Genomic DNA, 20,812 nt, shown 5'->3' with positions numbered 1-20,812 from the left:
ACACCCGACACCCCGAGCACACCCGCTCGGGTCCAAGGAGGTCCACCGCACGTGTGCCATCTGCTCGACCACGCCCTCTCCCACAGCGCCCCGGCGCCCCGCACCGACCGGCGCCGCTTCCTTCAGGCGTTGGGCGCGACCTCCGCCACCGGCGGCCTGCTCGCCCTCGGATCCGGGTCCGCCGCCGCACGCTCCCAGGCCACCGGACGCACCGCGAGCCGCCATCGCACCCGTCTGGTTCTGCTCGGCACGGCCGGCGGCCCGGCCTGGGCGGACGGCGCGCGATGCGGTGTCTCCAGCGCGGTCGTGTACGAAGACCGGGTGTACATCGTCGACTTGGGACAAGGGGCGCTGCACCGGCTGGTGCAGAGCGGGCTCGGTCCTGACGACCACCTCGGCTCGTCGCTCACGCGGGTACGAGGTGTCTTCCTGACCCACCTGCACAGTGACCACGTCGCCGACTGGCCGTCCCTCTACGCGACAGGCCCCTCGAACATCGTGGGCCGGACCCTGCCGCCCATCGAGGTGTTCGGCCCCGGCGACCGCGGCACGCTGCCCAGCGTGTTCCCTCCCGACCGGCAGGCACCGCCCGTCGTGAACCCGGACCGCCCGACGCCCGGTATCTCCGCGATGACCGGCTACCTGAGCCAGGCGTTCGCCGCCGACTTCAACGGGCGCGCCCGCGAGTCCAACTTCACCATGCCGGACGACCTGTTCACCGTGCACGACATCGACCTGGGCGACGTATGGGACATCGACCCGGCCGGAAGGCCGCCGCGGCTCGATGAGCCACTGTCCGTCTGGGAGGACGGCGACGTCCGTGTCACGGCGACCCTCGTCGACCACCGGCCGATGGCGCCCACCTTCGCGTACCGCTTCGACACCCCCGACGGCTCCGTCGTCTTCTCCGGTGACACCTGCGTCAGCGACAACCTGATCCGTCTGGCGCGGGACGCCGACTATCTGGTGCACGAGGTGATCGACCCCCGCTTCGTCGACGAACTGGTCACTGCGGTCCCCGAGGCCATCCGTGAGCCCCTGCGCGAGCACCTCCTCACGAGCCACACCACGATCGAGCAGGTCGGACGGGACGTCGCGGAGCCGGCGGGCGCCCGCAACCTGGTGCTCAACCACCTGGTCCCCGCGACGAATCCGGCCCGCCGTTGGAAGGCGGCGCAGAAGGGCTACTCGGGCAGGCTGATCGTCGGCGAGGACCTGCTCCACCTGGGGGTGGGCTGATCCCCGGCGACGATGCCGTCGGCACGGCCCCTCTGCGGCAGGCCGCTCAGGACGCCTCTACCGGAAGGAGCCGCACGCGGCGTTCGGCGATTTTCTCGACTGCCGCGCGGGTGTAGGCCAGCGGGAAGTAGTCGCCGTCGAGCCAGGGTTCGGCGAGGTCGCGGTAGTGCGGGTCGTCCGGGGCGCCGGACTGGCCGGGGGTGTTCACCGCCACCGACGAGTCCCAGTCGCCCACGTCCAGGACCACCCGGAACGAAGGACCGCTGGTGTGCAGGAAGTCGCTGGTGCGGTAGGTCGCCGCGTTGACCGTGTCGGGGGATCCGCCGCTCGGCATCGGGCCGACGTCGAAGCGGGCGCGGTCGGTGTCGCTGAGCGCCGCCGATGCCGGGTGCTGGAAGAGGCTGTGGTGCAGTGCGCCCCACTGCCACTTCCGCTCGTCGTCGCCGAGCAGCTTGCGCACCTCGGCGTAGGCCGAACCCAGTGTGTCGAGCAGCAGCCGGTCGCGGGCCGCCTCGTCCTTCAGCCACCGTCCCGGCTTCTCCAACTCGCCGAGCAGGACGAGGGTGTCGGCGTCCTCGATCAGCTCGGCGGCCTTCGGTACCGCGGCCCGTACAAAACCGGGCCCCAGGTGCCTGGACAGCCACACCTCGAACAGGGCCGCCGGCCCCGAGTCGGCCGATTCGACGGCATTCCAGGTGCGCAGCAGTCGCAGGGCCCGGCGGCGGTCGGGTTCGCTGCTTTGCAGGCGGGCCAGCAGGGCGGCCAACCTGCGGGCGGGTATGGACAGTTGGTCGTGCTGGAGTGCTTGCGAGTCGGCGAGGGTGTGGTTGTGCTGCTTCGAGAGGACTTCGACGATCCGCTGGTGGCGGAAGGGGTTGGTCCACTCGTAGCCGAGTCCCATGTCCTGGTACGCGGGCGGCAGGTTGAACTGGTTGGCGGTGGCGATGAACCCGGCAGCCGGGTTGAGGGTCCGCGGCAGGTCGTCCCCCGAGTAGAAACCGTCCCACTCGCAGCGGCCGTCGCCGGGCACCGGCAGCAGCCCGTCGTACCCGACCCGCTTGGGTGCGAGGCCGCCGGGCACCCAGCCAATGTTGCCCTCGACGTCGGCGTAGACCTGGTTCTCCGTCGGGGCGCCCCAGTTGCGCATGGCCTCGGTGAACTCGCGGTAGTTGCGCGCCCGCATGTAGGCGACGCTGCCGAAGTACGGTGACGTGCCCGCTTCCAGCCACGCGGTGCGCACCGCGTAGGCGAGGTTGTGCTCCTCGTCGACGTGGATCACGGGTCCGTGCCGGGTGAAGGTCAGCTCGGCGGGGTGGTCGTCCTGGCCCGCGACGGGGATCCGCTCGTGCAGCACCTTCATCGGCTCCCAGCCGTCCTGGTACCGGTAACGGCTGTGGTCGTCCGGGTCCAACTCGTAGACGTACAGGTCCTCCTGGTCCATCGAGAAGATGGTCAGGCCGAAGGCGACGGTGCCGTTGTGCCCGATGGAGATGCCCGGGAGGGCCGGCTCCCCCGCGCCGATGACGTCGAGTCCGGGCGCGCTGAGGTGTGCGAGGTAGCGCAGCGAGGGCGCCGAGTAGGAGCGGTGCGGGTCATTGGCGAGGATCGGCCGCCCGGTGGCGGTGCGCTGCCCGCCGATCACCCAGTTGTTGGAGCCCTCGGTGGTCGCGTCGCGCACGACCGCGCTTGGTACCGCACCTTCGCTGAACTCGACTTCCTGGGTGGCCAGTTCGAAGACCTTGAGCACGTCGTCGGGGAGCACGCACGGGTCGAAGCCGTCGGGCACGCTCGCCTTGTGGTCCGGCTGCAACCCCTGACGCACCAGGTCGGCGTCCACCCCGGCGGCGCAGGCGACCTGGGCGCGCTTGACCTCGCTGGTCAGGTTGCGGGTCAGTCCGTGGCTGCGGATGCGGACCACGTCCTCGGGGTCCCAGCGTGCCGGCCGGTAGCCGAGGAGGCCGAACTCCTCGGGGAGTTGCTCGGGGTGGGCGTCCAGCCAGTCCACGTAGGCGTTGATCCCGGCGGTGAACTGCGTCGCGATGCGCTGCGCGTCCTCGGCGTAGCGCGCCCACTCGACGTCCATGTCGCCGCGGTACAGGAACAGGCGGGTGGCCCGGTCCTGCGCCACGTAGTCGGCCCCCAGTACATCGGCGAGCCGGCCGAGTCCGCGCCTGCGCCACAGGTCGATCTGGAAGAGGCGCTCGCGGGCGGCGTTGAAGCCCTGCGCGAGGAACACGTCGTGCTCGTTGTCGGCGTAGATGTGCGGCACGCCGTAGCGGTCCTCGATCAGCTCGACCGGCGCCCGCAGGCCCGGTACCCGGTAGTCGCGCGGCCCGGCCGCCGCCGCGCCCGCCGGTGCTGCGCCCACGACATCGGCCATCACACCGACTCCGGACACTCCGACTGCCGTTGCCGCCAGTACCTGCCGTCTGGAAAACCGCCCCTGCCCGGCATTCGCCACAACAACCTCCTCGTCGGTCAACAGATCCCTGACACGAACGGCTCGAGGTTAGGAGGAAGCGGAACGCAGGACGAGGGGCGCGTCGTTTCGTTCATATTGACCGCGGGCGGCCGCCGGGACCGCCGGAGCTACTGACGCCGCGTTCAGTCCAGCGGCTCGTGGTTCACCCAGGCGACCTTGTACGGGTACCGGGCCTGCCAGCGGTGGATGAGCTCCCCGACGCCGGGGGCGGCGAACGCGGCACCGAGGGCTTCCATGTCGGCGACGCCGAACTGTACGACCGCCGTGGCGATCATCGCGGGGATGGCCTCCTCGCCGGGAACCGGAATGTGCCGACGGGTGGCGGACGTCTGGAGGTGACCGGAGTCCACCATGACCTTCTCGATGTCCTGAAGGAATTGGTCGAGGTCGGTGTCGGGGAGGGGGCTGTCGAAGGATACGAGCATCGTGTGGTGAATCATGCAGCCATCGAAACAGGAGGTGGGGCGCCCCGTCCAAGATCCGCTCGGCCTCGAACGATAACCTGGAGGCATGGCTGAACTGGAGACACGGGAGATCGAGTACGTCGTCGCGGTCGCCGAGGAGCTGCACTTCGGCCGCGCCGCCCAGCGTCTGGCGATCGCGCAGCCGGCCCTGTCGAAGGCGGTCCAGCGCGTGGAGAGGCGGCTCGGCGTCACGCTCTTCGTCCGCTCCAGCCGCCAGGTCGCGCTGACACCGGCGGGCGAGGCCCTGCTGCGGGACGGCCGGTACGCGCTGGACGCGGTGGCCGCCGCCGCGGAGCGGGCCCGTCGGGCCGCGGACGCGGGGACGCGGCTGCGGCTCGTCCTCAAGCCGGGCGGCGACGCCGATCTGCTGTCGTCGATCCTCGCCGCGTACGCCGAGGCATCCGATGCGCGCCGGGTCGAGATCGTGTTCAGCGGACCCGCCGACCGCGCGGAACAACTGCGGGACGGACGGGCCGACGTGGGCCTGCTGTACGTACCGTTCGACGATCTGGAGGGTCTGGACCACGAGACGCTCCGCATCGAGGAGCGCGTCGCCGTCCTCCCCGCGGACCACCGGCTGGCCGCCCGCGAGGCGGTGCGGCTCGCCGATCTGAAGGACGAGCCGATGCCGCGCTGGAAGGGAGTACCCGGGATCGGGGGCGACGGTGGGGCCGGCCCCGAGGTGCACGACGTCGCGGAGTTGATCCCCTTGGTCGCGGTGGGCCGGACCGTGGCCGTCCTGCCCCGCTCCCTCGTCCACCCGGTCCCGCCGGGCGTGGTCTGCGTACCCGTCACGGACGCCCCCGAGAGCCGCCTGGTGCTCGCGTGGCCGACTCAGGCGGCGCATCCGCTCCTACGGGCCTTTGTGACGGCGGCGGTCGGGGTGGCCGAGGCACGCGCGTAACGGCAGATGGTGTAGAAGTTCCTTCGGGGTCCTGGCGCGCCCTGACGCCATACGGCAGGCACCAGGTCCCTCAAAGATGTTCCGCAGAGAGGTGCAAGTGACAGCAGACGATTCGTTCGGGCGTCTCGATGACGACGACTACCCCGCCTACACCATGGGCCGGGCCGCCGAAATGCTCGGGACCACCCAGGGTTTCCTCCGTGCCATCGGCGAAGCCCGCCTCATTACCCCGCTCCGCTCAGAAGGCGGTCACCGCCGCTTCTCCCGCTACCAGTTGCGCATCGCCGCGCGCGCCCGGGAACTCGTCGACCAGGGGACGCCCGTCGAGGCCGCCTGCCGCATCATCGTTCTCGAAGACCAACTAGAAGAAGCGCAGCGCATCAACGCCGAATACCGCCGCACCGCCGGATCGGAGGGTTCCGCCACCGCGGCCGAGGAAAGCTGAGAGTGCGACGCTCACATGGGGGCCCGATCGGCGTGCCGTTCGGGCCCCACTGCATGTCACATGTCGTCGGTTCGGAAAGGCGTGTTGGTGCCGAGCATCGCGGAGGCCCGCTCGATCGGGTCGAGGCTGGGCTCGGGTGCCGGCTCGGGGGCGGTGTGGCAGGTGAAACCGAGCTTGGTCATGGCCCGGAGGACTTCGGCGGCGGTGAAGTCACGCCGGTCCTGGCGGGTGATGACCTGCCCGACCTGCTTGGCGGGGTACTGGCGGCGGCCGATGGTCACGGTTTCGCCGGTGCTCGGTTCGGGTTTGATGCCCTTCATCGATTCCAGTACTCCGTTCTTGGTGAGATCGAACGGGAAGCGGGCGATGACGCAGCGCATGGGTCCTCACAAGGAGTAGGGAAGAACGATCCGGCCGGAGGGGCAACGGTTCAGTGGGAAAGGGCGAAGGCTACCGAGGCTGTGATCGGCGCGTGGACGCCGACGATGTGGACGCCGAGGATGTCGCGCAGGCAGATGCGGTCCGTGTAGGCGGAACTGTCGCGGGCGGCGGCGAGTTCGGCCCGGGTGACGACGCCGATGCCCTGGTCGTCCCGATCGCAGACGACCAGCCGACCCGTGTGCGCGGCGTCCATCACGGACAGCGCCACCTCGACACTCATGTCGTCACACACCCGCGGTCCGGCCGGGTCCACCACGTCGGCCACCTTCCGGCGCGCGGGGCGGGCGATCGCCGGACGGGGCTGCATCTGAACCAGTGTCAAAAGGTGCCTCCTGCAGAGATGGGTCGACTTCCTGATCACGATGGTGCTGCGCCGCCTAGGCCGCCGGATCGACGGCGGCCTTGCGTACGGGGCCGCGCCGAGCCGAGGAAGCGCCGCGGCGGCCCCGGGAGGACGAACCGCGCTTGGGGCGGTCGGCCGCCGGTGCGGCGATGACGACCGGAATGCCGGACGGGGCCTGGGCGCCGGTGATCCGCTGCAAGGCCTCATCGCCCGAGCGTACCGGGGTGGTCTGCGGACGGATACCCGCATCCGACATGAGGCGGACCATGGCCCGCCGCTGGTCCGGGGTGACGAGGGTGACGACGCTGCCGGACTCGCCGGCGCGGGCGGTGCGGCCGCCGCGGTGCAGGTAGTCCTTGTGGTCGGTCGGCGGGTCGACGTTGACGACGAGGTCCAGGTTGTCGACGTGGATGCCGCGCGCCGCGACGTTGGTCGCGACCAGCACGCTGACGTGCCCCGTCTTGAACTGCGTCAGCGTACGGGTGCGCTGCGGCTGGGACTTGCCGCCGTGCAGCGCGGCGGCCCGCACCCCGCTCCTGAGCAGGTCCTTGGTGAGCCGGTCGACGGCGTGCTTGGTGTCGAGGAACATGATCACGCGGCCGTCGCGGGCGGCGATCTCCGTGGTGGCGGCGTGCTTGTCGGCGCCGTGCACGTGCAGGACGTGGTGCTCCATCGTCGTGACCGCACCGGCCGACGGGTCGACGGAGTGCACGACCGGGTCACTCAGGTAGCGACGCACCAGCAGGTCGACGTTGCGGTCCAGGGTGGCGGAGAACAGCATCCGCTGCCCCTCCGGGCGCACTTGGTCGAGCAGCGCGGTGACCTGCGGCATGAATCCCATGTCGGCCATCTGGTCGGCCTCGTCGAGCACCGTGATGGCAACCGCGTCCAGCCCGCAGGCGTCACGGTCGATGAGGTCCTTGAGCCGGCCCGGGGTCGCGACGACGATCTCGACCCCGCCGCGCAGCGCGCTCGCCTGCTTGCCGATCGACATCCCGCCCACGACCGTGGCCATCCGCAGCCTGAGGGAGCGGGCGTACGGCGTGAGGGCGTCCGTCACCTGCTGTGCCAGCTCGCGCGTCGGTACGAGGATCAGTCCCAGCGGCCGGCGGGGTTCGGCACGCTGTCCGGCGGTGCGGGCGAGCAGCGCGAGGCCGAAGGCGAGGGTCTTGCCGGAGCCGGTGCGCCCACGGCCCAGAACGTCGCGGCCGACCAGGGAGTTCGGCAGCGTCGCGCCCTGGATCGGGAACGGCACGCTCACGCCCTGCCTGCCGAGTTCGGCCAGCAGCTGCTCGGGCATGCCGAGTTCGGCGAAGCCGTCGACGGCGGGCAGCGCGGCGGTGATCGTCTTGGGGAGCGCGAACTCGCCCTGCACCGCGGCGGGTCGGCGGCCGTGCCCACCCGAGCGGGACTGCCCGCCGGAGCGGCCCTGGCCACCGGAGCGGCCCTGTCCACCGGAAGTACGCGGCGCCGGCGAGCCGAAGCGGCTGCCGTCCTTTCCGGCGAAGGCGTTGTCACGACGGTTACGGGTGGAACGGTTGTTTGTACGTGTGCGGTTCATGCGGAACCTTCCTCGATGCGGTGCATATCAAGGAATCCCCGCAGCAATGAGCGGCATGGAGAATTACAAGTATGGACCGATGGTAAAAACAAGCAGCCGACCGGCGGAAATCCACGCGTACACAGTGGAACCGGGGCGCGGACGCATACAGCTGGGGCCCGCACCCCGAAGGATGCGGGCCCCAGCTGCAAAATGCGCGTCAGTGTCAGGCCGGAACGATGTTCTCGGCCGTCGGGCCCTTCTGGCCCTGCGCGATGTCGAAGGAAACCTTCTGGCCCTCGAGCAGCTCACGGAAGCCCTGGGCGGCAATGTTCGAGTAGTGGGCGAAGACGTCAGCGCCGCCGCCGTCCTGCTCGATGAAGCCGAAGCCCTTTTCCGAGTTGAACCACTTCACGGTTCCAGTGGCCATGTCATATCTCCTTGGGGCAGTACATCGGAATCCGCACTGTGCGAAAACCGTGTCGCCGCGATGATTACCCCGCCCGGAAAATGACCGGAAATACAAGAGCGCTCCGACCTGCATGAGCAGGTCCGGGGCACTTGAAGCTTTGGGAACCACAACTGCAACTTGAACCGAGACTAGCACGCGAAAACAGCCTGCACCCACCACGGAATTCGACTTTTCCCGCCCCGGCAGAAACTCTCACCACATGATCCGCAAAACCCTCATCGCGCGGTCGTAGATATTGGGTCACCCGTAGTGCAGGGTCCTGCATCCTCCGGTGGCGCGCTCACGCCTGGACAGCCGGCTTGAGGACCTCCTCGCACCAGGTCCGGAAGGTCGTCGGGCTCGCCGTACGGTCGGTGCGCGGCACGCCGGTGTCGAGGCCTGTGTCCTTGGCCGTCATCATGGCGACGAAGCCCTCCACGACCGCGTCCCCGGCGCCGTGGCCGGTGAGTGCGGCGCGGAAGTCGTCGAGCGGCTGCCTCTCGTAGCGGACGGGCCGGGCGAGCACCTCGGACATGATGCGGGCCATGTCGCTCGGCGACAGGTCCTCCGGGCCCAGCACCGGAACCTCGCCCGTCCCCGACCAGGAGCGGTCGAGCAGCAGGCCGGCGGCGGCCGCGGCGATGTCCCGGGTGGCGGCCAGCGGGGCGGCGCGATCGCCGTCGACGATGTCGGTGAACACGCCGGTGTCGCGGATCGGGGCCACCTGCCGCAGCAGGTTCTCCATGAAGGACGGGTTCGCGAGCGCCCGGTAGGCCACGCCCGTGCCGGCGATGAGATCGTCCATGGCCAGCGACGCCGTCACGTGTCCGGCGCGCCCGGCGACGGGAGTGCCGCGGCCGAGCGCCGAGACGCCGACGACACGCCCGACGCCGTGCGCCGCGAACGCCTTGGCCGCGGCGCGGGTGAACCCGGAGTAGACGGCGTCCAGGCTGGGCGCCCGCGGGCCCGAGGACGGGACCACCCAGAAGACGGCGTCCGCGCCGTCGAAGGCCCGGTCGACGACGTCGGCGTCGCCGTGCGAGCCGGGGACGACGTCGACGCGGGCCCGTACCTCCTCGGGGAGTTTCGCGGGGTCGCGCACGATGACGCGCAGCTCCTCGCCGCGCTCGGGGGCCTCGTTCAGCAGCGCATCGAGGACCTGGCTGCCGATATTTCCGGTGGGAGTCGTGAGCACGATCATGTCTCGAGTCTCGGACCCGTTCCCGGGAGCGTCCAATACCCTTCCCGGCAATCAATACCCTGGAGGTATGGATCTCGATCTGCGCAAGCTCCGCTACTTCGTCGCGGTGGCCGAGCACCGCCACTTCGGCCGGGCGGCGCAACAGCTCTACATCGCCCAGCCGGTGCTCAGCCGCCAAATCAGGGCCTTCGAGCAGGAGTTGGAGTGCACCCTGCTCGCACGGACGACCCGCAGCGTCGAGCTGACCGCCGCCGGGCAGCAGCTGTACGCGGAGGCGCAAGGGATTCTCGCGTCCGTCGCGGCGGGAGTGCAGCGCGTTCGCGACGCGGATCGTGGCGTCCAGCGCCTCGTCGTCGCGTTCTCTCCCGGCCTGCATGTGGCGGATGCCATCCGGGAGTTCGCCTCGCGCCACCCGGACGTGGAGACGGACCTCGTACCGGCACGCTGGTGGGAGCAGGACGCGCCAATCCGGGACGGGCGGGCCCAAGTCGGTTACCTGCGACGCCCGTTCGAGGATGCGGGCCTGCACGTCATTCCCATCGGCCGGGAGCCCAGGGTCGCCTGCCTGCCGACGACACACCCCCTGGCGGACCGCGCCGAGCTCACCTCCGCGGATCTGGACGGTGAGCGGGTGCTCGACGCCCCGACGCGGCGGACGTCGTCCCTTGAAGAGAAGTTCGAACTCATCGCCTCCGGTCACGGCATCGCCCTCGTCCCCTTGAGCGTCGCCCGCTCCTACTCACGCCCCGACCTCACCCACATCCCCCTCACGGACGCCCCGCCGATCGACACGTGCCTGGTGGCCCCCGAGGGGCGACGGGACAAACTGCTGCGCGGTTTCCTGGAGATCGCCACCGCTGTGCTGCGGCAGGCCTGAGCGGTACGCAGGACAGGGAAAGCCTTGGTCAGCCGCGCCAGGCGCGTGGTAGACCGGAGCATCCACCGCGACCGATCCGGAGATCTACATGCGCCGCCTCGCCGTCTTCCTCGCCTCGTCCAGCGGGGTCGACCCGGCCCACACCGAACTGGCCGTCCACGTAGGGGCGGAGCTCGCCCGGCGTGGCATCGGCCTTGTCTACGGCGGTGGCCGCCGAGGCCTGATGGGTGCGATCGCGGACAGCACGCTGAAGGCAGGCGGTGAGGTCATCGGTGTCATGCCGCGCAGCATGGTCGAGCGGGAGTGGGCGCACGAGGGCGTGACCCAACTGCTCATGTGCGACTCGATGCACGAGCGCAAGGCCATCATGGCCGACCATGCGGACGCCTTCGTCGCCCTGCCCGGCGGACTCGGCACGCTGGAGGAGATCTTCGAGGTGTGGTCCTGGCGCCAACTCGGCTTCCACGCCAAGCCCGTCGGCTTCCTCGACGCCGGAGGCTTCTGGACGCCACTGCTCAACGCCCTGCACGGCATCGCCGACTCCGGCCTCCTCCCGGCCCCCACCCTGGACGACCTCGCCGTCGCCCCCGAACTGCCCGCCCTGCTGGACCTGCTGGAGGAGCGCCTCCGCAACAGCCCGGAGCCCGCGCACGGTGAAGGCCTGCGCTAGCCCGGCCGGCCGGGCGAAGGGGCTCGCGCGTCACCGCGGGGGCGCCGACCTCACTCCGACGCCGGCAGCAGCACCACCCCGTCCTCGTCGGCGTGCAGGATGTCGCCGGGCCGGAACGTGACACCCCCGAAGGTCACCGGCACGTCCACCTCGCCCTTGTCCTCCTTGGCACTTTTGCGCGGCGTCGAGCCGAGGGCCTGTACGCCGACGGATGTGACGCCGACGACGGCCGCGTCCCGGATCGCCCCGCGGATGATCAGACCGGCCCAGCCGTTGTCCCGGGCGCGGGCCGCCATGAGGTCGCCGAGGAGCGCGGTGCGCAGGGAGGCGCCGCCGTCGACGACCACGACCGCTCCGTCGCCGGGTTCGTGGAGCAGGGCGTGCAGCACGGTGTTGTCCTCGTACACGGACACGGTCCTGACCGGCCCCGTGAAGGAGCGGACGGCGCCGTACGAGGTGAACTGGACGTCGCAGACGCGGAGTTCGTCGCCGTACTCGTCGTAGAGGTCGGCGGTGGGGGTCGGGATGCGCGTCGTGGACACGGGGCCTCCTGGCGTAGGGACGACGTGCGACCGAGCCCTTCGGGGGCCCGGCGCCATTGATCCAAGTAACTTAGCGATGCCCCGGCCGGCACCCTCGACCGGATCCAGGGGATCGACTCCCACCGGTAGCCACGCGCCCACTTCCGACCTATTTTTCACCGCTTACCCCTATCTGCCGTAACTGCCTTGATAGGAGCTGCCGCTCGGCGTAGAACGCTGTCATGGCGTAACGGGGGAAGGGCGAGCCCATGGGGGATATGGGCAGGGTCGACCTACGCGGGGAAGTGAACGGGCAGGTCGTCGTCGGGCGGAACAACGTCGTCATCAATGCCGAGCAGGGCGCGTACGTCGCCTACCGGCCCGAGGGTCCACCACAGCTGCGGCTGCGGCATCGTCCGTATCCGGGCGGGTCCGCGCTGCGCGGCCAGGGCGAGGCGCCCGTCGGCCGGGACGGCGAACTCGCCGCGATCGGCGGCTGGTTGGGCGCGGGGAGACGGGTTCAGGTCTTCGGCCCGCCCGGCATCGGCAAGAGCGCGCTGCTGCGCCGCTGTGCCGCCGAGCAGCTCGCGCTCGGCCGTCCCGTTCTCCATCTCCACGCCGCCGACAGGACGACGGAGGACCTGCTCCAAGAGATTTTCCAGGCCTGCTACGAGCTTCCCGACGGCCGCCCCTGCGAGGGCTACAAGCCCGAACCCGCCACTCTGCGGGAGCTGTTGGGTGCCGTGCAGGTGGTGCTCGTCGTCGATGACCTCCAGGTCTCCCCCGACGACCTGGGCATGCTGATCGAGGCAACGCCCGGCTGCCGGCTGCTCACGGCCGCCGTGGACCGCATCGAGAGGCCCGAGGCCCGTCCCTTGCGGCTCGACGGGCTGCACGAACAGCACGCGTTCGAGCTGCTGGTACGCGAGGTGGGGTACCACCCCGGCGGGCCCGCGGCCGACGCCGCCCGGCACCTGGTCGCGGCCGTCCACGGGCATCCGCAGACCATCCTGCAGGCAGCCGCCGCGTTCCACGTCGCGCAGGGGCGGAGTGCCCCGGGCCGGGTCGGCGGCGTCCCTCAATGGCCTCCCGGATTCTTCCCCGTCGACGAGACCGCCCTCGCCGTCGGCATCGTGGCCCGGCTGTCGGAGCGGGCGGTCGGGCTGCTGCGGCCGCTGTGCACCCTCGCGCCGCTGCCCGCGTCACCGGTCCTGCTGTCGGCACTCGGGGTGCGCCCCGATCCGGCTGCGCTCGCCGAACTCACCGCGCTGAGGCTTGTCGAGGTCGACGGCGACAACCTCTGTTCCTGTGGCCCGTTCGCCGTCCTGGTCGCCCAGCAGGCCGGGATACTTCCCGCCGCCGCCGAGCTCGCACCCGCACTCACCCACTGGCTGCGGACCCGCGCGACCCGGTACGAGGCGTGCGCCGAAGCCGCCGTGATCCGGCGGGTCCTCGGGAATCTGGCCATGGTCGAGGACCACCGGGGCGTGCGGGATCTCGCACGCGCCGCGGCCCCGCTGCTCGCGCTCTCGCTGCACTGGGGCGTTTGGGGACAGGTCCTGCGCTACGGCAGGGCGGCGGCCCAGTTCCTGGGTGCCGCGGCGGACGAGTCGTACTTCGCTCACGAGGTGCACGTACGGGTTGTCGCACTGAGCACGGCCTCGTCGGGGCTCGTCGGTGGCGGCGGGGGGATGGGGTACGCGGCGGCGCAGGCGGGTGGCGGGAGTGGTGGCGCAGGCGGGGGAATACCGGGGCCTGGACAGGGCAGCCCGTCCGTCCCCAGTGGCCCGTCCGGCGCCGGCAGTCCGCTCGGCAGCGGTGCGGGGCCTCCCCGGCCACGGGGGTCGGGGATCCACCGGGCACGCCAATCCGTGCACCATGCCGTCTCGTCGCACCCCGCAGCGGTCGGCGCCGGTGGCGTCCTGGCGGCAGCGGGCGTGGCGGTCGGGGTGGCGGCCCTGACCGGCGGCGGCACCCCGGTGGTGGTGAACGGCACCCCGAGCATCACCTCGCCCCTGACGCAGCTCTCGCCCACGAGCCCCATCGACTCACCCACGAGCCAGAGCCCGTCGCAGCAGTCGTCACCCGTGTCCACCGCTCCCACCGGTCCGCGCGCCGCCACGCCCTCTCCGGGCCCGGGAATCTGTCCGGCGGTCGGTCTCCCCGCACGGGACTTCGGCGCCGTCAAGGTCGGCGACACGAAGACGGAGACCGTCCACTTCACCTCGTGGCTCAAGTGCGACGACGAGCAGGCACTGAAGGCCGGCGATCCCGCCAACTGGCAAACCGCCCTGACCTCGTGCCCGCCCGCGGGCGACTCGCACGACTGCGTCTTCCAGGTCACCTTCGCACCCAAGAAGCCCGGCCCGTACAAGGCGCTGGTCACCATGCCCGACGACGCGGGGCAACCGGACGTGACCATGCCGGTCACCGGGACGGCCGTCACCGTTCCCACAGGACCGACCGGACCGACCGGACCGACCGGCCCCACCGACCCTCCCGGCCCGACCGATCCACTCACCCCCTCCCCCTCACCCGCGCCCTTCGAGTCCGAATCGGGCATCGACTGAGGAGACCTCATGCCCAACACACCAGGCGGCGACCACTACGAGATCCGGACCGAAGGCGGTGTCTCCGGCCAGGTCGTCGTCGGCCGCGACAACACCCTCTCCCGGGTGGACGGGACCGGCACGCCGACCGCCGTGACGGAGCAGCAACTGGCGGAGCTGCACGCCGAGTTCGCCCGCGTCCGCGCATTGCTCCCGACCGACGCCCCGGACCGCGCCGGTGAACTCCTCGACGAGCTGGAGGAGTCCGCGACCGCGCCGGAACCCGACCTCTCCACCATGGAGTACGTACGCCGCTGGTTCTCCCGCCACCTCCCCGCGCTCGCGGGCGCCGTCACCAGCCTCGTCATCCACCCGGTCGTCGGGCAGCTCGTGGCGGCGGCCGGCGGCACCCTCGCCGAGGAGTTCCGCCACCGCTTCGGCGGCGAAGACAACGCGTAACCGGTCCGCCCGACGTGCACGGCGCCGACGGGTCCGCCGCGTGGCCGCCGCGCCCGTCGACTAACGTGCGATCGATGACCACCCCATCGACGCACGCCATCGGCCCCGACTTCAACACCCCCATCGAGAAGCGGTACTTCGAGGACTACGTCCCCGGATCGACGTACACCTACGGCAGCATCACCGTCACCGAGCAGGCCATCCTCCGCTTCGCCGGGGAGTTCGACACGCAGGACATCCACACCGATCCCGAGGCCGCCGCCACCGGCCCCTTCGGCGGGCTCATCGCGAGCGGCTGGCACACCGCCTCGGTGATGATGCGCCTGTACGCCGACCACTACGTCAGCAAGGTCGCGAGCCTGGCCTCCCCCGGCATCGACGAACTGCGCTGGCCGCGCCCGGTCCGCCCCGGTGACAGCCTCTCGATCCGCACCACGGTCCGCTCGGCCCGCCCCTCACGCAGCAAGCCCGACCGGGGCCTCGTCCTCACCGACGTCGAGGTCCTCGACCAGCACGGCGAGACCGTACTGACCCTCACCGCCATGAATCTGCTGCTCCGCCGCGACCAGCAATGATCCGGTGACGGCGGCAGAGGCCCTGTGGCGATCACCGTCAATCACCTGATAAGCAATGATTGTGACGTTACGTCAGGTGCAGACGCGAACGGGTGGTGCGGCGGCGGCCGTCACCACACTTGCCTTACTGATGACGGCGTGCGGGGACAGCGGTTCGGACGATTCCGGCGGCGGCCAGGACTCCCAAGTCACCGTCGCCGCCCTGCCGTTGACGGACTCGGCCGCGCTGTACATCGCCCGCGACCGAGGGTTGTTCAAGAAGGAGGGGTTGGATGTCCGCATCCAGCCCGTTCAGCAGAGCATCCAGGCACTGCCGACCCTGTCCAAGGGGCAGGTCGACGTGATCGCGAGCGCGAACTACGTGACCTTCCTGCAGGCCCAGGAGAAGGGCACGCTCGACGTGCGCATCCTCGCGGAAGGCGTGCGGACGGCGCCGCACATGATGGATGTCCTGGTGCCGAAGGACTCCCCCATCAAGAACGCGGACGACCTCAAGGGCAAGAAGGTCGCCGTCAACATCCTCAACAACATCCAGACGCTGACGCTCGACGCGATCCTGGAGAAGCAGGGCGCCGGGAAGCCGGCGTACCGGCAGATCGCGTTCCCACAGATGGGCGCCGCACTGGAGAAGGGCCAGGTCGACGCGGTGCATGTCGTCGAACCCTTCGACAGCGCGATCCAGAGCGACCTCAAGGCCAAGGTCCTCATCGACGGCGCCGCGAGCCCCGTCGAGTCGCTGCCCATCAGCGGATACGTCACCACCGCCCGGTACGCGAAGCAGAACCCGGACACCGTCGCCAAGTTCAAGCGCGCCATCGAGGCCGCCTCGAAGATCGCCGACGAGGATCCCTCCGCCGTGCGCAAGGTGGTGCCCACGTACAGCAAGGTCAAGGCCGCGCAGGCCAAGTCGATGGGGCTGCCCGCGTATCCGTCGAAGACCGATGCGGATCAGCTCCGCCGACTCACCGAACTCATGCGGAAACAGGGGCTGTTGAAGAAGGCCGTCGACCCGTCGACGCTCGTCGTCAAGTGAACGGGCGCGGCCGCCGGGACGCCAGGCTCGGCATCCTCGGCGTGCTGCTGGCCTTCGGCGTCTGCGAGGCGGTGTCGCGCGCCGGGATCGTGCGGCGCGAATATCTGCCGCCCGCGTCCGACATCCTGGCCCGCTCCGTAGAGCTGGCGGGCGACTCGGTGTTCCTCGACGGGGTCGCCGCCACGCTGCGCGCCTGGGTGCTCGGGCTCGCGCTCGCGTGTGCGATCGCCGTACCGGCCGGGCTGCTGCTCGGGAGCGTGCCGGTGGTCGACGCCGCGGTGCGCGCGATCGTGGAGTTCCTGCGGCCGCTGCCGTCCGTCGCGCTGATCCCGCTGGTGTCACTGCTGCTCGGCTCCGGCACGGAGACGGAGGTCGCGCTCGTCACGTACGCCTCGGTGTGGCCGATCCTGTTCAACACGATGTACGGCCTCGGGGAGAGCGAGCCGCTGGCCAAGGACACGCTGCGCGCCTTCGGCTTCGGCCGGGGCGCGGTGCTGCTGCGCGTCGAACTGGTCGGCGCGGCGCCGTTCATCGCCGCCGGCATCCGCATCTCGGCGGCCGTCGCGCTCGTCGTGGCCGTCGCCACGGAGTTGCTGTCCGGGTTCGGCGAGGGCCTCGGCATCTTCATCGCGCAGGCCCAACAGGCCACGGACGGCAACCGGGACGTGCTCGCGGGCGTGGTGTGGGCGGGCGTGCTCGGCCTGCTGATCAATGGCGTACTGGTGTGGGGCGAGCGGCGGTTGTTCCCGTGGACGCCCGAACGGCGGGCGGTGCGCGCGTGACGGGGACGGTGCAGGCGCCAACTCGCCGATCGGGTGGGTCAGTTGTCCGGACCGGGACCTTGTTGCGCTGGCCCGTCCTGGTGCTCGCCGTCGCGCTCTGGGAGGTGGCGGCCCGCGCGCACGGCAGTGTCTTCTTCCCGCCCCCGTCGCGCATCGCGCGCCACGCGTACGAGCTGTGGTTCTCCGGACCGGTCCGCCATGTGTTCCTGACCGACGCCGCGTTCGACACCATCGGCCCGAGCCTCGGCCGGATGGCGGCCGGTTTCCTGCTCGCGGCCGTGGCCGGGGTCGTGCTCGGGGTGGCGATCGGCCGCTCCCGGCGGGTGTACGCGCTGTGCGATCCGGTGCTGCAGTTCGCGCGGGCCGTGCCGCCCCCCGCGCTGGTCCCGGTCTTCGTCGTGGTCCTCGACTTCGGTACGCCGATGCAGATCACGTCGATCGTGTTCAGCGCCGTCTGGCCGGTGCTCGTGAACACCGCGGAGGGCGCCCGCAACACCGATCCGCTGCGCCTCGAGGTCGCCGCCGCGCTGCGGCTCACGACGGCCGAGCGGCTCTGGTACGTCATCGTGCCGTCCGCGCTGCCCCGGATCTTCGCGGGACTGCGGCTCAGCCTGTCACTCGCCCTGATCCTCATGGTCTTCTCCGAGCTGCTGCCGGGCACCGAGAACGGCATCGGCTTCATCCTCACCGACGCCCAGTCGCGCTCGGACCTGCTCACCGTGTGGGCGGCCCTGGCCCTGCTCGGCGTCCTCGGCTATCTGCTCAACACCGGCCTGCTGGCCATCGAGAAACGCGTGCTCGGCACGGGGAGGACGGCATGACGACGACGGACGGGGCCACCCACGGTGCGCCAACCACGGTGCTGGACGCGGTCGTCGGGCTGCTGCGCGCCACCGGCATGACCACGGTCTTCGGCAACCCGGGCTCCACGGAGCTGCGCATGTTCCGCGACTGGCCCGACGACTTCCGCTACGTCCTCGGCCTGCAGGAGTCCACGGCCGTGGGCATGGCGGCGGGGCACAGCCTGGGCACGGGACGCGCCGCGTTCGTCAGTCTGCACTCGGCGGGCGGCGTCGGGAACGCGCTCGGCGCCGTCTTCAACGCCTACCGCGACCGGGTGCCACTGGTGATCGTCGCCGGGCAGCAGGCGCGCTCGCTGATCCAGCTTCGACCCTTCCTCGGGGTCGACGAACCGGCCCAATTCCCGCGCCCCTACGTAAAGTTCTCCCGCCAGCCCGAGCGCGCCGAGGACGTCCCGGCCGTCCTCGCGGAGGCCCACCGCGTGGCGATGACCCATCCGCGTGGTCCGGTGTTCGTGTCCGTGCCTGAGGACGACTGGGACCGGGCGGCGACTCAGCCGGTCGAACCCCGGGCGGTGCACACGGACTTCACGGCGAGCCCCGACGCGCTCGCCGCGCTCGCCGCCCGCCTCGACACCTGTGCCCGCCCCGCGCTGGTCATCGGCCCGGGAGTGGACGACGAGGCGGCGCTGCCCGAAGCCGTCGCGCTGGCGGAGCGGATCCGGGCGGGTGTCTGGATCAGCCCGCTGTCCGGCCGTTCCGGATTCCCCGAGTCGCATCCGCTCTTCCAGGGCTTCCTGCCGCCGGTGGCAGGCCAGTTGGCCGCGCGCCTCGCACCGTACGACGTGGTGGTGGCGCTCGGGACGCCGGTGTTCACGTACCACGTGGTGGACGACAGCCCACCCCTCGCGCCCGGCACCGAACTCTTCCACCTGGACTGCGACCCGGCGCAGGCGGCATGGCTGCCCACGGGCACGAGCCTGGTCACGACCCTGCGCCCGGCAATGACCCAACTCACCGCGCTCGTGGGCGAGTCGGACCGCGAGCCACCTCCGCCGCGCGTCCGGCCACACCCGGTGAGCGTCGCGGACAGCAGCCATCTCACGCCCGAACTGGTCCTCGACGAGCTGTACCGGCGCCTGCCCCGCGACCGCGTGCTCGTCGAGGAGGCCCCCAGCCATCGCGACGCACTCCACGCCCGCGTCCCGGTCGACCGCTCCGGGGGCTTTCTCACCACGGGCAGCGGAGCCCTCGGCTGGGGGTTGCCGCTGGCCGTCGGCCGGGCGCTCGCGGACAGCCGGCGCGTGGTGTGCGTGCTGGGCGACGGCTCGGCGATGTACTCGGTACAGGCTCTGTGGACGGCGGCCAGGCACCGGGCACCGGTCTCGTTCATCGTCCTCGACAACGGCGGCTACGGAGCGGTGCGCGCGCTCGGCCGCCGGATCGGCATCGATCCCGCACCCGGGACGGACATCGGCGGCATCGAATTCGCGGCGCTCGCCGCCTCGTTCGGCTGCACGGCCCACTACGCGGACCGTCCGGAGGACCTCGGCAAGGCCCTCGACCGCGCGGTGACACACCTCGGCGACGAGGACGGCCCCCACCTGCTGCACCTCAAGGTCGCCGGCACCGAGGGCACGCTCTACGAACCATGGGCCCGGTGAGGGCCCGGCATGCTCCGCCTCACCGCCATCAGCCAGTCCTACGGCTCCCACCGCGTCCTGCACGATGTGTCCCTGACCGTGCCGGACGGTCAACTCCTGTGTGTCGTGGGCCCGTCGGGCTGCGGCAAGTCGACGCTGCTGCGCACGATCGCGGGGCTGCTCCCCGTACAGGAGGGCACGATCACCGTCGACGGCACACCGGTCGCCGGGGTGCCCGACCGCCTCGCGGTCGTGTTCCAGGACTACGGCCGCTCCCTGCTGCCCTGGCTCACGGTCCGCGACAACGTGGCGCTGCCGCTGCGCCGCCAGGGCCTGCGCCGCACCGAACGGCGAGCCGCGGCCGACCGCATCCTGGCACGTGTCGGCCTCGAATCCTCGGCCCGCCGCCACCCCTGGCAGCTCTCGGGCGGCATGCAGCAACGGGTCGCGATCGCCCGCGCGCTGGTGGTCCGCCCGTCGCTGCTCCTCATGGACGAGCCCTTCGGCTCCCTCGACGCGCAGACCCGCGAGGACCTGGAGGACCTGCTGCTCGACGTCCACCGCACGGACGGCACCACGATCGTGTTCGTCACGCACGACATCGACGAGAGTGTCTACGTCGGCGACCGCGTGGTCGCCCTCTCGCCCGCCCCGGACTCCGGCATCGCCCTCGACCTGCGGGTCCAACTCCCCGTGGAACGCGACCAGATCGCGACACGGGGCCTGCCGGAGTTCGTGAAGCTGCGGGCGGAGGTGGGTCGGACGGTGCGGGCGCCCAAGCTCGGCTGAAGGGGACGGCGCCGGCGGGGTGCCCGCGCCCCAATGTCAGCCGATCGCGCCGAGTACCTCGGCCACGAGGCGACGGGCGTACGCGGCGTCGATTCCGTCCGGGCGGAAGAGGATCCGGTACATGAGGGGCGCGACGACGCGATCGATGACCGTCTCGACATCGGGTGTCCTCTCCCCGCGCCCCTTCGCGCGGGCGAGGACGACGTCGATCTGTTCGGCGGCGTAGGCGGAGCACTGGCCGGCGTTGCTGCCGTCCGGGTCGCCGAGCAGGGCGTCGCGAATGTAGGCGCGTCCGGCGGGCGAGGCCATCTCGTCGAGGAACTGCTCGGCCCATACGGTCAGGTCGGAGGAGAGGGCACCGTGGTCCTTCGGCTCCGTTTCGGGCCGCAGCCGCTCGACCGCCACGTCGGACAGCAGCGCCTGAAGGTCGCCCCAGCGCCGGTAGATCGTCGACGGTGTCACGCCCGCACGCTGGGCGACCATCGGCACCGTCACCGCGTCCCGGCCCACCTCGGCGGCGAGTTCGCGGACGGCCTCGTGCACCGCCGCCTGGACCCGGGCGCTGCGCCCACCGGGACGTGCCATCTGCCTGCTCATGGGACCC

22 protein-coding genes are annotated in these 20,812 nt (G+C 71.2%); 13 read left to right on the top strand and 9 right to left on the bottom strand.

Annotation, left to right across the window (positions count from 1 at the left end; genetic code table 11):
* The first annotated feature begins 51 nt into the window (after positions 1-51).
* Entirely contained in the window at positions 52-1,239 is a 1,188-nt protein-coding gene (locus tag OHA73_RS41690) for an MBL fold metallo-hydrolase (protein ID WP_327657905.1), read from the top strand.
* A gap of 46 nt (positions 1,240-1,285) precedes the next feature.
* Here the strand turns inward: OHA73_RS41690 and OHA73_RS41685 are convergent, their stop codons facing one another.
* Positions 1,286-3,619, bottom strand: a complete 2,334-nt coding sequence (locus OHA73_RS41685) for a penicillin acylase family protein (RefSeq protein WP_327657904.1) — start codon at positions 3,617-3,619, stop codon at positions 1,286-1,288.
* Between the two features lie 224 nt (positions 3,620-3,843).
* Positions 3,844-4,161 carry a hypothetical protein gene (locus OHA73_RS41680; RefSeq protein WP_327657903.1) on the bottom strand — a complete coding sequence of 106 codons (318 nt, stop codon included), beginning with the start codon at positions 4,159-4,161 and terminating at the stop codon, positions 3,844-3,846.
* A 70-nt stretch (positions 4,162-4,231) separates the two neighbouring features.
* On the opposite strand from OHA73_RS41680, the gene OHA73_RS41675 reads away from it, so the two are divergent.
* Together OHA73_RS41675 and OHA73_RS41670 are read left to right on the top strand one after the other, a co-directional pair.
* Complete coding sequence (locus OHA73_RS41675; protein WP_327657902.1) at positions 4,232-5,089, top strand: LysR family transcriptional regulator; 858 nt, start codon at positions 4,232-4,234, stop codon at positions 5,087-5,089.
* Between the two features lie 97 nt (positions 5,090-5,186).
* Positions 5,187-5,534, top strand: a complete 348-nt coding sequence (locus OHA73_RS41670) for a MerR family transcriptional regulator (protein WP_327657901.1) — start codon at positions 5,187-5,189, stop codon at positions 5,532-5,534.
* 56 nt (positions 5,535-5,590) lie between these two features.
* On the opposite strand, the gene OHA73_RS41665 is transcribed toward OHA73_RS41670, so the two are convergent.
* The 5 genes from OHA73_RS41665 to OHA73_RS41645 all read right to left on the bottom strand — a co-directional run bounded on the left by OHA73_RS41665 (position 5,591) and on the right by OHA73_RS41645 (position 9,510).
* A complete protein-coding gene (locus tag OHA73_RS41665; RefSeq protein ID WP_266724175.1) occupies positions 5,591-5,914 on the bottom strand; it encodes an SCO5918 family protein in 324 nt (107 codons plus the stop codon).
* 50 nt (positions 5,915-5,964) lie between these two features.
* Entirely contained in the window at positions 5,965-6,282 is a 318-nt protein-coding gene (locus OHA73_RS41660) for a CBS domain-containing protein (protein WP_327657900.1), read from the bottom strand.
* Positions 6,283-6,352: 70 nt separating this feature from the next.
* Positions 6,353-7,879 carry a DEAD/DEAH box helicase gene (locus OHA73_RS41655; RefSeq protein WP_327657899.1) on the bottom strand — a complete coding sequence of 509 codons (1,527 nt, stop codon included), beginning with the start codon at positions 7,877-7,879 and terminating at the stop codon, positions 6,353-6,355.
* 205 nt (positions 7,880-8,084) lie between these two features.
* Entirely contained in the window at positions 8,085-8,288 is a 204-nt protein-coding gene (locus OHA73_RS41650) for a cold-shock protein (RefSeq protein ID WP_020119326.1), read from the bottom strand.
* 322 nt (positions 8,289-8,610) lie between these two features.
* Positions 8,611-9,510 (bottom strand): NAD(P)H-binding protein, encoded by a 900-nt coding sequence (locus OHA73_RS41645; RefSeq protein ID WP_266724168.1) that lies wholly within the window; start codon positions 9,508-9,510, stop codon positions 8,611-8,613.
* A gap of 67 nt (positions 9,511-9,577) precedes the next feature.
* Between OHA73_RS41645 and OHA73_RS41640 the strand changes: the two genes are divergently transcribed.
* The gene (locus OHA73_RS41640) at positions 9,578-10,387 is read left to right on the top strand and encodes a LysR family transcriptional regulator (RefSeq protein WP_266724167.1); all 810 of its coding nucleotides are present in this window, start codon (positions 9,578-9,580) and stop codon (positions 10,385-10,387) included.
* Between the two features lie 88 nt (positions 10,388-10,475).
* Positions 10,476-11,057 (top strand): TIGR00730 family Rossman fold protein, encoded by a 582-nt coding sequence (locus OHA73_RS41635; protein ID WP_327657898.1) that lies wholly within the window; start codon positions 10,476-10,478, stop codon positions 11,055-11,057.
* Positions 11,058-11,107: 50 nt separating this feature from the next.
* Here OHA73_RS41635 and rraA read toward each other — a convergent pair whose 3' ends face one another.
* Positions 11,108-11,599 carry a ribonuclease E activity regulator RraA gene (rraA, locus tag OHA73_RS41630; protein WP_327657897.1) on the bottom strand — a complete coding sequence of 164 codons (492 nt, stop codon included), beginning with the start codon at positions 11,597-11,599 and terminating at the stop codon, positions 11,108-11,110.
* 248 nt (positions 11,600-11,847) lie between these two features.
* Here rraA and OHA73_RS41625 point away from each other — a divergent pair, with 248 nt between their 5' ends.
* The 8 genes from OHA73_RS41625 (at position 11,848) to OHA73_RS41590 (ending at position 20,208) form a co-directional block, all read left to right on the top strand.
* Positions 11,848-14,148: a hypothetical protein gene (locus OHA73_RS41625; protein WP_327657896.1), complete on the top strand. Its 2,301-nt coding sequence runs from the start codon at positions 11,848-11,850 to the stop codon at positions 14,146-14,148.
* A gap of 9 nt (positions 14,149-14,157) precedes the next feature.
* Entirely contained in the window at positions 14,158-14,586 is a 429-nt protein-coding gene (locus tag OHA73_RS41620; RefSeq protein ID WP_327657895.1) for a hypothetical protein, read from the top strand.
* Between the two features lie 74 nt (positions 14,587-14,660).
* Positions 14,661-15,161, top strand: a complete 501-nt coding sequence (locus OHA73_RS41615) for a MaoC family dehydratase (RefSeq protein WP_327657894.1) — start codon at positions 14,661-14,663, stop codon at positions 15,159-15,161.
* 76 nt (positions 15,162-15,237) lie between these two features.
* Entirely contained in the window at positions 15,238-16,194 is a 957-nt protein-coding gene (locus OHA73_RS41610; protein WP_327657893.1) for an ABC transporter substrate-binding protein, read from the top strand.
* A complete protein-coding gene (locus OHA73_RS41605) occupies positions 16,191-16,976 on the top strand; it encodes an ABC transporter permease (RefSeq protein ID WP_327657892.1) in 786 nt (261 codons plus the stop codon). Before OHA73_RS41610 ends, OHA73_RS41605 begins: the two co-directional genes overlap by 4 nt.
* 59 nt (positions 16,977-17,035) lie before the next feature.
* On the top strand, positions 17,036-17,797 hold the full coding sequence (locus OHA73_RS41600; protein WP_327657891.1) for an ABC transporter permease: 762 nt from the start codon (positions 17,036-17,038) through the stop codon (positions 17,795-17,797).
* Positions 17,794-19,440, top strand: coding sequence for a benzoylformate decarboxylase (gene mdlC, locus OHA73_RS41595; protein WP_327657890.1), 1,647 nt, complete (start codon positions 17,794-17,796; stop codon positions 19,438-19,440). Before OHA73_RS41600 ends, mdlC begins: the two co-directional genes overlap by 4 nt.
* 9 nt (positions 19,441-19,449) lie before the next feature.
* Positions 19,450-20,208, top strand: coding sequence for an ABC transporter ATP-binding protein (locus OHA73_RS41590; protein ID WP_327657889.1), 759 nt, complete (start codon positions 19,450-19,452; stop codon positions 20,206-20,208).
* Between the two features lie 36 nt (positions 20,209-20,244).
* Here the strand turns inward: OHA73_RS41590 and OHA73_RS41585 are convergent, their stop codons facing one another.
* Positions 20,245-20,805 carry a TetR/AcrR family transcriptional regulator gene (locus tag OHA73_RS41585; RefSeq protein ID WP_327657888.1) on the bottom strand — a complete coding sequence of 187 codons (561 nt, stop codon included), beginning with the start codon at positions 20,803-20,805 and terminating at the stop codon, positions 20,245-20,247.
* Positions 20,806-20,812: the final 7 nt, after the last annotated feature.

The sequence above is a fragment of the Streptomyces sp. NBC_00483 genome, from assembly GCF_036013745.1.
Classification (GTDB): Bacteria; Actinomycetota; Actinomycetes; order Streptomycetales; family Streptomycetaceae; genus Streptomyces.
The sequence above is the reverse complement of the archived record's forward strand: the minus strand, read 5'-3'. Positions and strand labels throughout refer to the sequence as shown.

Excerpts from the sequence above, each read along its gene's own strand:
- OHA73_RS41590 (WP_327657889.1), top strand. The coding sequence starts at position 19,450 with ATGCTCCGCCTCACCGCCATCAGCCAGTCCTACGGCTCCCACCGCGTC.
- OHA73_RS41685 (WP_327657904.1), bottom strand. The coding sequence starts at position 3,619 with ATGGCCGATGTCGTGGGCGCAGCACCGGCGGGCGCGGCGGCGGCCGGG.
- OHA73_RS41680 (WP_327657903.1), bottom strand. The coding sequence starts at position 4,161 with ATGATTCACCACACGATGCTCGTATCCTTCGACAGCCCCCTCCCCGAC.
- OHA73_RS41665 (WP_266724175.1), bottom strand. The coding sequence starts at position 5,914 with ATGCGCTGCGTCATCGCCCGCTTCCCGTTCGATCTCACCAAGAACGGA.
- OHA73_RS41660 (WP_327657900.1), bottom strand. The coding sequence starts at position 6,282 with ATGCAGCCCCGTCCGGCGATCGCCCGCCCCGCGCGCCGGAAGGTGGCC.
- OHA73_RS41620 (WP_327657895.1), top strand. The coding sequence starts at position 14,158 with ATGCCCAACACACCAGGCGGCGACCACTACGAGATCCGGACCGAAGGC.
- mdlC (WP_327657890.1), top strand. The coding sequence starts at position 17,794 with ATGACGACGACGGACGGGGCCACCCACGGTGCGCCAACCACGGTGCTG.
- OHA73_RS41640 (WP_266724167.1), top strand. The coding sequence starts at position 9,578 with ATGGATCTCGATCTGCGCAAGCTCCGCTACTTCGTCGCGGTGGCCGAG.
- OHA73_RS41675 (WP_327657902.1), top strand. The coding sequence starts at position 4,232 with ATGGCTGAACTGGAGACACGGGAGATCGAGTACGTCGTCGCGGTCGCC.
- OHA73_RS41635 (WP_327657898.1), top strand. The coding sequence starts at position 10,476 with ATGCGCCGCCTCGCCGTCTTCCTCGCCTCGTCCAGCGGGGTCGACCCG.
- OHA73_RS41585 (WP_327657888.1), bottom strand. The coding sequence starts at position 20,805 with ATGAGCAGGCAGATGGCACGTCCCGGTGGGCGCAGCGCCCGGGTCCAG.
- OHA73_RS41645 (WP_266724168.1), bottom strand. The coding sequence starts at position 9,510 with ATGATCGTGCTCACGACTCCCACCGGAAATATCGGCAGCCAGGTCCTC.
- OHA73_RS41615 (WP_327657894.1), top strand. The coding sequence starts at position 14,661 with ATGACCACCCCATCGACGCACGCCATCGGCCCCGACTTCAACACCCCC.
- OHA73_RS41650 (WP_020119326.1), bottom strand. The coding sequence starts at position 8,288 with ATGGCCACTGGAACCGTGAAGTGGTTCAACTCGGAAAAGGGCTTCGGC.
- OHA73_RS41625 (WP_327657896.1), top strand. The coding sequence starts at position 11,848 with ATGGGGGATATGGGCAGGGTCGACCTACGCGGGGAAGTGAACGGGCAG.
- OHA73_RS41655 (WP_327657899.1), bottom strand. The coding sequence starts at position 7,879 with ATGAACCGCACACGTACAAACAACCGTTCCACCCGTAACCGTCGTGAC.